Source organism: Streptomyces sp. NPDC054863, from assembly GCF_053610825.1.
Genome location: NZ_JBSGZD010000305.1, coordinates 1 through 9,481, shown reverse-complemented (window position 1 = coordinate 9,481; position 9,481 = coordinate 1). Strand labels below are relative to the sequence as shown.

Sequence of the window (9,481 nt, the reverse complement as noted above, 5' to 3'; positions counted from 1 at the left end):
CGCCGGGACCAGGGCGGCCGGGAGGTCCCAGACACCCCACCTCACGGACTCCTCCAGATACGTGCTGACGCCGATGAGGGGTTTGCGGGGCACGGGCGGATCCTCCAGCGGTACGGGCGCGGACGCGAGGTGCGCATCGGGGTGCGGAACTACGTGCGGTCGAGTTCGGCCTCGGCGGCGGCGAGCGCCGCGAACTCCTCCTCCGGCGCCGACGCGACCAGACGGTGCCGAGAGTAGAGGGCGAAGTAGGCGAGTGCCACGCCGTACACGGCGAGCGCCGTGAAGGCCGCGTCCTTGTCCACCAGGAACGTCGCCACCAGCGCGAACAGCGCCAGTACGAAGGCCGTCGACGACGTGACGATGCCGCCGGGGGTGCGGTACGGGCGCGGCAGCCCGGGCTCGCGGCGGCGCAGGACGATGTGCGACAGCGCCATCAGGGCGTACGAGATGGTCGCGCCGAACACCGCGATGTTCAGCATCCTGGCGCCGTTGCCGGTCGAGGCGGCGAGCGCGAAACCGATCGCGCCCGGTATCAGGAGCCCCAGGTATGGCGCCTTGCGGCGGCTGGTGAGGGACAGGAACCTGGGCAGGTAGCCGGCCCGGGACAGCGCGAAGAGCTGGCGCGACCCTGCGTAGATGAGGGAGAAGAACGACGCGACGAGACCGGCCAGGCCCGCGTAGTTCACGAACCTGCTCAGACCGGTCGCCGCGCCGTCGCCCTGGAGCGCCACCACCAGCGGATTCCCCGCGTCCTGCACGGCGGCCGAGCCGCGTGCGCCGGTCGCCGCGAAGAACGTCAGCATCGCGAGCAGGATCAGGACGCCCATCGAGATCGACAGGGCGCGCGGCATCGACCGCACCGGATCCTTCGCCTCCTCGGCGGCCAGCGGCACCCCCTCCACACCGAGGAAGAACCACATGCCGAACGGGAACGCCGACCAGATCCCGATCAGCCCGAACGGCAGCCAGGAGTTCGCGCCGAACGCGCCCGGGTCCACCGGGATGTCGTTGAGGTGGTCCGCGCTGAACTCGGTGAACGCACCCACGGCGAAGATCAGCAGGGCGGCGACCGCGATGGCGGTGACGACGAGGCTGAAGCGCAGCGCCTCGCCGACGCCCCACAGATGGATGCCGATGAAGATCACGAAGCAGGCGAGGTAGACCGGCCAGCCCGAGGTCAGGCCGAAGAGGTTCAGCGACTCGACGTAGTCACCGATGAAGATCGAGATCGCGGCCGGGGCGAGGATGTACTCGATGAGGATCGCGGTGCCGGTCAGGAAGCCGCCCCAGGTGCCCAGCGCGCGGCGGGCGAAGCCGTAGCCGCCGCCCGCGGTGGGGAGGATGGCGGACAGCTCGGCGAGGGCGAAGACCAGGCAGGCGTACATCACGCCCATCAGGAGGGTCGCGAGGGCGAGACCGCCGAAGCCGCCCTTGGCGAGGCCGACGTTCCAGCCGGAGAAGTCGCCCGAGACGACATAGGCGACGCCGAGTCCGGTGAGCAGCAGCCAGCCCGCGCTGCCGCGGCGCAGGGCGCGCCGCTTGAGGTAGTCGGAACCCTCGGGGCCCGCCGGCCCTCCCGATCCCGCGGCCCCTCCCGGACCCGCTGGGCCTTCCGGGCTCGCTGGGCCTGTGCGTTCTTCCGTGGCCATGGGCCGCTCCCGCCGTTGCCTGGCAATGGTGTGGCTCCACACCATTGCGGCCACAGCGGGAGTGCGCAACCCTCCGGCGATTACAGGGAAGTTACTTCCCCCGGGGCGTGCCGGGAATCGTCGTCCTCAGGTCAAAAATCCCCGCAACAGTGCCGCGGTCCCGAAGCAGTGCTCGCGCATCACCTCGCGCGCCGCCTCCGCGTCCCCGTCGAGCACGGCCTCGACGAGGGCGGTGTGCTGGGCCTGTGAATGCTCCAGGTTGCGCACCAACAGGGGTATGCCGTCCAGGAGTTCGTTCACCTCGGCGCGGACGGCGGCGTACTGGGCGGCCAGCCTCGGTGACCCGGACAGCTCCGCCAGCGTCAGGTGCAGCAGGGTGTCCGCGCGGCGGTAATCGGCGAGCGGCGCGTCGTGCGTCGCGGCCAATGCATCGCGCAGCCGGTCCGCGTCCGCTCCCACCAGGCCCTCCCCGGCGCAGAGCCCGGCCGCGCCCACCTCCAGCACCTCGCGGAAACGCAGCGCGTCCTCCACGTCCAACGACCCTGTCCTGCGCAGGAGTTCGGCCTCGCCCGGGGTCTGTGGCCGACGGCACACGAACGTGCCTCCGTACCGCCCCCGCCTGCTCTCCACCAGCCCCTGCTCCTGGAGCACCTTCAACACCTCGCGCAGGGTGACCCGGCTTATCCGCAGCCGGTCCGCCAAATCGCGCTCGGCGGGCAGCCGTTCGCCCGCCGGTACCAGGCCGAGCCGCAGCACCTGCAACACCTGCTCCAGCGCCTCCTCGAAACCGTTGCCCGCCCGCACGGGACGCAGCACCGACGTCAGCCTGTCGTTTCGCTCCTCGTCCGACACGCGCCTGAACCCCCTTCCCAATCAATGGTCTTGGGTCATACCTTAGAGCTCCGGCCGACGCAGGAGGTACATCCCCGTGGCAGCACAGCCAGGTCCCGCAGACCGCACGCCCCCGCTCCCGCTCGAAGAGCTGCGCGCCCTGGTCGCGGACGGCGAGATCGACACCGTCGTCCTTGCCTTCCCCGACATGCAGGGGCGCCTGACGGGCAAGCGGTTCGCCGCCCCGTTCTTCCTGGACGACGTCCTGACCAACGGCGCGGAGGGCTGCAACTACCTCCTCGCCGTCGACGTCGACCTCAACACCGTCGACGGCTACGCCATGTCCTCCTGGGACAGCGGCTACGGCGACTTCGCCATGCGCCCCGACCTCGCCACCCTGCGCCGCGTGCCCTGGAACGACGGCACCGCCCTGCTGATGGCCGACCTGCTGTGGCACGACGGCTCGCCCGTCGTCGCCGCGCCCCGGCAGATACTCCGCCGCCAGCTGGAGCGCCTCGCCGAGCTCGGGTTCACCGCCCACGCGGGCACCGAACTCGAATTCATCGTCTTCAAGGACACCTACGAGCAGGCCTGGGACGCCAACTACCGCGAGCTGACCCCGGTCAACCAGTACAACGTCGACTACTCCATCCTCGGCACCGGACGCGTCGAACCCCTGCTGCGCCGCATCCGCAACGAGATGGCCGTCGCGGGACTCACCGTCGAGTCCGCCAAGGGCGAGTGCAACCCCGGCCAGCACGAGATCGCCTTCAAGTACGACGAGGCCCTCACCACCTGCGACCAGCACGCCCTCTACAAGAACGGCGCCAAGGAGATCGCCGCCCAGGAGGGCGTCTCGCTCACCTTCATGGCGAAGTACAACGAGCGCGAGGGCAACTCCTGCCACATCCACCTCTCGCTGCGCGACGCGGACAACCGCAGTGTCATGGCGGGCGACCCGGACAGCCCCGACGGCATGTCCCCGCTGATGCGGCACTTCCTCGCCGGGCAGCTCGCCGCCCTGCGCGACTTCTCCCTGCTCTACGCCCCCAACATCAACTCGTACAAACGCTTCCAGCCGGGCTCGTTCGCCCCGACCGCCGTCGCCTGGGGCCACGACAACCGCACCTGCTCGCTGCGCGTCGTCGGCCACGGCCCCTCGATGCGCTTCGAGAACCGGCTCCCCGGCGGCGACGTCAACCCCTACCTTGCCGTCGCGGGCCTGATCGCCGCCGGACTGCACGGCATCGAGCACAAGCTCGAACTGCCCGAGCCCTGCACCGGGAACGCGTACACCGCCGACTACGCGCACGTGCCCACGACGCTGCGCGAGGCCGCCGAGCTGTGGGGCACGAGTCCCATCGCGCGGGCGGCCTTCGGGGACGAGGTCGTCGCGCACTACGCCAATATGGCGCGGGTCGAGTTGGACGCATTCGATGCGGCGGTCACGGACTGGGAGCTTCGGCGCTCCTTCGAGCGGATGTAGCCGTTCGGGTGGGGCCGGTGGTCTTCGTGCGGGTGCGTCGTGGCCGGCCGCGCAGTTCCCCGCGCCCCTAAATGCCTGCCCCCGCACCCCCCAGCCCTCCTTGGGCAGGCCGCTACCGCCGCCTCCTTGGGCAGCGGGGCCGCCCCCGGGGGCAGTGGGGTCTCCCCTGCTCCTTAAGAGCTTGGGGAAGGGTGGGCAAGGGGGCGGCCCCCACGCGGAGCCCCGCCCTCCCGACCGCACACCCCCGACACCGCCCCATCCCGTTAGGAACCGAGCCCCTTGCAGATCCTGAATCCGGCGACCGAAGAAGTCGTCGCCACCGTCCCCGCCGCCACCGCGGCAGACGTCGACGCGGCCGTCGCCCGCGCGACCAGGGCCCAGCGCACCTGGGCCGCCGCACCCCCCGCCGACCGCGCCCGCCACCTCCGCCGCTTCGCCGCCACCGTCGACCAGCACATCGAGGAACTCGCACAGCTGGAGGTGCGGGAAGCCGGTCACACCCTCGGCAACGCCCGCTGGGAGGCGGGCAACGTCCGCGACCTCCTCGACTACGCGGCCGGCGGAACGGAACGCCTCAACGGCCGCCAGATCCCCGTCCCCGGCGGCCTCGACGTCACGATCCTCGAACCCCTCGGCGTCGTCGGCGTGATCGCCCCGTGGAACTTCCCCATGCCGATCGCCGCCTGGGCCACCGCCCCCGCACTCGCCGCGGGCAACGCGGTGATCCTCAAGCCCGCCGAGACCACCCCCCTCACCGCACTGCGCCTCGCCGAACTCGCCCTGGAATCGGGCCTCCCCGAGCACCTCTTCCAGGTACTCCCCGGCGAGGGCCCCGTCGCGGGCAACGCACTCGTCGAACACCCCGACGTCGCCAAGATCGTCTTCACCGGCTCCACCCGCGTCGGCAAGCAGATCATGGCCAAGTGCGCCGAGCACGTGAAGCGCGTCACCCTCGAACTCGGCGGCAAGAGCCCCAACATCGTCTTCGCCGACGCCGACCTCGAAGCCGCCGTCGCCGCCACCCCCATGTCCTTCCTGGACAACTCCGGCCAGGACTGCTGCGCCCGCACCCGCATCCTCGTCGAGCGCGGCGTGTACGACCGCTTCCTGGAACTCCTGGCCCCCGCCATCGAGTCGGTCGTCGTCGGCGACCCGTCCGACGAGAAGACCCAGATGGGCCCGCTGATCTCCAAGTCGCAGCTGGAGAGGGTGCGTTCGTACGTTCCCGAGGGCGCGCAAGCGATCCGGGGGAGCGCCCCCGAAGGCCCCGGCTTCTGGTTCCCGCCGACCGTCCTCACCGGTCTCGACCCCGACGCGCCCGCCGCCGTCGAGGAGATCTTCGGACCCGTCGCCGTCGTCCTGCCCTTCGACGACGAGGCCGACGCGATCCGTCTGGCCAACGCCACCGACTACGGGCTCGCCGGATCCGTCTGGACCCGCGACGTGGGCCGCGCACTGCGCGTCTCGCAGGCCGTCCGCGCGGGCAACCTCGCCGTGAACTCCCACAGCAGCGTCCGCTACTGGACCCCCTTCGGCGGCTTCCGCCAGTCGGGCCTGGGCCGCGAACTCGGCCCCGACGCCCTCACCGCTTTCACCGAAACCAAGAACGTCTTCATCAGCACGGAGGCCTGAACCATGACCACTGAAGAAATCGTCTGCCGCCGCCTCGTCGGCCGCACCGCCGTCATCACCGGTGCGGGCAGCGGCATCGGCCTCGCCGCCGCCCGCCGCCTCGCCTCCGAGGGCGCCCACGTCGTCTGCGGCGACATCGACGAGACGGCGGGCAAGGCCGCCGCCGAAGCGGTCGGCGGCACCTTCGTCAAGGTCGACGTCACCGACGCCGAACAGGTCGACGCGCTGTTCAAGGCCGCGTACGACACGTACGGCAGCGTCGACATCGCCTTCAACAACGCCGGCATCAGCCCGCCCGACGACGACTCCATCCTCACCACGGGACTGGAGGCCTGGAAGCGCGTCCAGGACGTCAACCTCACCTCCGTCTACCTCTGCTGCAAGGCCGCCCTGCCTTACATGCAGCGCCAGGGCCGCGGCTCGATCATCAACACCGCGTCCTTCGTGGCGATCATGGGCGCCGCGACCTCCCAGATCTCGTACACCGCGTCCAAGGGCGGCGTCCTGGCCATGTCGCGCGAGCTGGGCGTGCAGTTCGCCCGCGAGGGCATCCGCGTCAACGCGCTCTGCCCGGGGCCCGTCAACACCCCGCTCCTCCAGGAACTGTTCGCGTCCGACCCGGAGCGGGCGGCCCGCCGTCTGGTCCACATCCCGCTCGGCCGGTTCGCCGAGGCGACCGAGATCGCGGCAGCCGTCGCCTTCCTCGCCAGCGACGACTCGTCCTTCGTCAACGCGACGGACTTTCTGGTCGACGGCGGCATCTCGGGCGCGTACGTCACGCCGCTCTAGGACCGCCCGTCGGGCGGGCCCCGCCATCGGGCACCCGCCCTCTAAGGTGAGCCGCATGAGCATGACGACTCCGCCCGGCTGGTACCAGGACCCCAGCGCTCCCACCCAGGAGCGCTGGTGGGACGGCAACGCCTGGAGCGCGCACACCCGCGCCCCCGGCCGGCCCCAGCAGCCCCCGGCGCCCGCGCCCCCACAGGCACCGCAGTTCGGCCGGCCGCAGCCGCCGCAGCAGGGCTACGGATATCCGGGCGCCGCGCCGCAGCAGTACGCCGCCCCGCCGCCCCCGTCGGCACCGCCCGCCGGGGGCGGCTCGGGCGGCGGACTGAGCAAGGGCGCGCTCATCGCGGTCATCACCGCCGGAGTCGTCCTGGTCGCCGCGATCGTCACCGGCGTCGTCGTCCTCGGCAAGGAGGACGACCCCGAACCCCCGGTCGCGACGCCCACTTCTTCCGTCGAGGTCCCCGGCGGCGGGAAGGACCTCCCCACCCCGCCGCCCGCCTCGGCCCCGGCCGGTGACACCAGCACCCTCCCGGACCAGCTGAACGGCATCACGCTCCCGATCCTCGAAGGCTGGGAGCGGCCCGAGTTCGGCGGCGACCGCGAAGCCGCCACCATGCAGACCAAGGAGACGTACGACTGCCCGGCCGACGGCGGCTACTGCCACCACGGCACGGTCACCTCGCGCACCGCGCCCGCCGACCGGACGACTCCGGAGGCCGTCGCCAAGGCCGACATCGCGAAGGCCACCGACATCGCCTACAACAAGGACACCCTCGGCCGCCAGAAGTACGGCGGCGTGAAGTCCCACACGGAGGTCAAGTCCGAGGCCGTCACGGTCGCGGGCAAGCAGGGCTACCTGGTCCGCTGGAAGGTCGTCACCGGCAAGGGCCCGGGCGGCCACGTCCAGTCGCTCGCCTTCCCCAGCAGCCTGGGCCCCGGGTCGATCGTCCTGGTCCGCTTCAGCTTCGACGAGGGCCCAGGCGCCCCGCCGCTGGACGGCATGGACAAGATCACCCAGGGCATCCGCAACACGACCTGAGTCCCTGGCCCCCGGGGAGATCCGACCCCCGGGGGACCCCCGGGCCCCGGGGCGGGGGCCTCACAGGAAGGTGTGGCCCTCGCCCCGGTACGTCGGCGCGGTGTCCGTCACCCGGTCGCCCTCGATCAGCTGCAACCGGGCGAACCGCTCGCACAGTTCGCCCGCCTTGGCGTGCCGGAACCACACCTTGTCGCCGATGAGCAGGTCGTCCGCCGCGGCCCCGCGCAGCGGCGTCTGCACCTCGCCCGCCCCCTCCTGCGCGTCGTACCGCAGCCCTTCGGGCAGGTACGGCACGGGGGAGCGGTCGGGCCCCGCGACACCCGACGCGGGATACCCGCCGCCGAGCACCGTCACGATCCCGACCCCGGGGCGCCGTACGACCGGCATCGCGAAGAGCGCGGCCGGACGCCCGCTGAACGACCGGTAGTTGTCGAACAGCCTCGGCACGTAGAGCCCCGACCCGGCCGCCACCTCGGTCACGGCGTCCTCCGCGACGGTGCTCTCCACGCTCCCGGTGCCGCCGCCGTTCACGAACTCCAGGTCCGGTACGACCGACCTGACCGCCCGTACGACGGCCGCCCGCCGCACCGCCAGCTCCCGGCGCGCCGCACCCTGCATCGCACGCACCATCCGGGAGCGCACCGGCCGTCCGGCGATCGAGTCGCCGACGCCGGCCACATGGCCCTCGTACGCCATGATCCCCACCAGCCGGAACCCCGGCCGCCGGTCGATCGACCGGGCCAGCTCCGCCAGCTGCGCGGGCTCGCGCAGCGGCGACCGCAACGCCCCGATCCGCACCCTTCCCCCCAGCATCCGTAGCGAGGTGTCCAGCTCCAGACAGACCCTGATCTCCTCCGTCCCGCCGTCCCGCGCCCGCTCGATCAGCTCCAGCTGCGCGGGGTCGTCCACCATCACGGTCACGGCGGCGGCCAGCTTCGGATCGGCCGCCAGCTCCGCGTACGCGCTCCGGTCGACGGACGGATAGGCCAGCAGCACGTCCTCGAACCCGGACCGCGCCAGCCACAGCGACTCGGCCAGGGTGTACGACATCACGCCCGCGAAACCGTCCTTCGCCAGCACGCGCTCCAGCAGCGCCCGGCACCGCACCGACTTGCTCGCCACCCGGACGGGCTTGCCGCCCGCGCGACGCACGAGATCGGCGGCGTTGTCGTCGAACGCCTCCAGGTCGACGACGGCCAGCGGGCCTTCGAGATGCGCGGTCGCCCGGTCGTAGCGGGCACGGTCATCGGCTCGGGGAGCCGCACGGGGCGTCACACGGGGAGTCATGGGCGCAGCTTGCCAGAGTGGATTACCGCCCGGTAGGGCCCGACGGGACGTTCCACCGGCGGAGGGGGTGCCAAGAGGGCGGGAGAGAGCCGGAGGGGGACGATCCGGTCAGATCCGCCCCACACCGCACATCGGTTCCCGTCGCGGCCCGACCAGCCCGTAGAGTGACGGAATCCCGCTGGAGGCCCGAGCGACGGGGCTGCCACGGGGCACGAGCCGGGAGCACGACAACAGACGGACCTGGGGGCCGGCATGACCACCGAACCACACCACCCCGGCCCCCCACCCCGCCCCCCGTTCCCACCTTCCACGCCGCCACCCCCGTCCCCTGTGGACACCCTGCCACCCCCTCCGGCCACCGCGCCGCCCCAGCCCCCTCGGGCGGCGGGGCCGCCCCACGGGGGCGAGTGGGGTCTCCCCTGCTCAAGCGAAGCCGAGAGCTCGGGGAAGGGCGGGCAAGGGGGCGGCCCCCACGCGGAGCGCTCCTTCTCGCGACCGCACGCGCTCGCCACCGCTCCGTCCGAGGCCACCGCTCCGTCCGGGCCCACCGCCTCACACCCCCCGCGTCGGCCCCGCACACCCGCCCGCCTGGCCACCCTCGCCGCCGCCACCATCCTCGGCACCGGCCTCATCGCCGGCGCCGCCGCCGGGAGTTGGCTGGCCGCCGACACCCCCCGGACCCCCACCGCGAGCACCCGCTTCGCCGACGCCCGCACCGCCTGGCGCAACATCCCCGTCGACACCCTCTTCCCGCGCGCCCTCAAGGGC

7 protein-coding genes and 2 pseudogenes are annotated in these 9,481 nt (G+C 72.4%); 5 read left to right on the top strand and 4 right to left on the bottom strand.

Annotation, left to right across the window (positions count from 1 at the left end; translation table 11 throughout):
* The 3 genes and pseudogenes from ACWGIG_RS33100 to ACWGIG_RS33090 all read right to left on the bottom strand — a co-directional run.
* A pseudogene (locus tag ACWGIG_RS33100) lies at positions 1–93 on the bottom strand (gamma-glutamyl-gamma-aminobutyrate hydrolase family protein); the annotation flags it as partial.
* 56 nt (positions 94–149) lie between these two features.
* Complete coding sequence (gene eat, locus ACWGIG_RS33095; protein ID WP_453325385.1) at positions 150–1,649, bottom strand: ethanolamine permease; 1,500 nt, start codon at positions 1,647–1,649, stop codon at positions 150–152.
* Positions 1,650–1,775: 126 nt separating this feature from the next.
* A complete protein-coding gene (locus ACWGIG_RS33090) occupies positions 1,776–2,501 on the bottom strand; it encodes a FadR/GntR family transcriptional regulator (protein ID WP_453325384.1) in 726 nt (241 codons plus the stop codon).
* A 76-nt stretch (positions 2,502–2,577) separates the two neighbouring features.
* Here ACWGIG_RS33090 and ACWGIG_RS33085 point away from each other — a divergent pair, with 76 nt between their 5' ends.
* The 4 genes from ACWGIG_RS33085 to ACWGIG_RS33070 all read left to right on the top strand — a co-directional run bounded on the left by ACWGIG_RS33085 (position 2,578) and on the right by ACWGIG_RS33070 (position 7,426).
* A complete protein-coding gene (locus ACWGIG_RS33085) occupies positions 2,578–3,966 on the top strand; it encodes a glutamine synthetase family protein (RefSeq protein ID WP_453325383.1) in 1,389 nt (462 codons plus the stop codon).
* A gap of 285 nt (positions 3,967–4,251) precedes the next feature.
* Entirely contained in the window at positions 4,252–5,598 is a 1,347-nt protein-coding gene (locus tag ACWGIG_RS33080) for an aldehyde dehydrogenase family protein (protein ID WP_453325386.1), read from the top strand.
* Between the two features lie 3 nt (positions 5,599–5,601).
* Positions 5,602–6,387 (top strand): 3-oxoacyl-ACP reductase, encoded by a 786-nt coding sequence (locus ACWGIG_RS33075; RefSeq protein ID WP_453325382.1) that lies wholly within the window; start codon positions 5,602–5,604, stop codon positions 6,385–6,387.
* Between the two features lie 55 nt (positions 6,388–6,442).
* Entirely contained in the window at positions 6,443–7,426 is a 984-nt protein-coding gene (locus ACWGIG_RS33070; protein ID WP_453325381.1) for a DUF2510 domain-containing protein, read from the top strand.
* A 60-nt stretch (positions 7,427–7,486) separates the two neighbouring features.
* Here ACWGIG_RS33070 and ACWGIG_RS33065 read toward each other — a convergent pair whose 3' ends face one another.
* On the bottom strand, positions 7,487–8,713 hold the full coding sequence (locus ACWGIG_RS33065; protein WP_453325380.1) for an amino acid deaminase/aldolase: 1,227 nt from the start codon (positions 8,711–8,713) through the stop codon (positions 7,487–7,489).
* Positions 8,714–9,043: 330 nt separating this feature from the next.
* On the opposite strand from ACWGIG_RS33065, the pseudogene ACWGIG_RS33060 reads away from it, so the two are divergent.
* Positions 9,044–9,481 (top strand): annotated as a pseudogene (locus tag ACWGIG_RS33060) (hypothetical protein); the annotation flags it as partial.

Bases quoted from the DNA above. Each gene is read 5' to 3' on its own strand.
- eat (WP_453325385.1), bottom strand. From the start codon at position 1,649: ATGGCCACGGAAGAACGCACAGGCCCAGCGAGCCCGGAAGGCCCAGCG.
- ACWGIG_RS33075 (WP_453325382.1), top strand. From the start codon at position 5,602: ATGACCACTGAAGAAATCGTCTGCCGCCGCCTCGTCGGCCGCACCGCC.
- ACWGIG_RS33070 (WP_453325381.1), top strand. From the start codon at position 6,443: ATGAGCATGACGACTCCGCCCGGCTGGTACCAGGACCCCAGCGCTCCC.
- ACWGIG_RS33065 (WP_453325380.1), bottom strand. From the start codon at position 8,713: ATGACTCCCCGTGTGACGCCCCGTGCGGCTCCCCGAGCCGATGACCGT.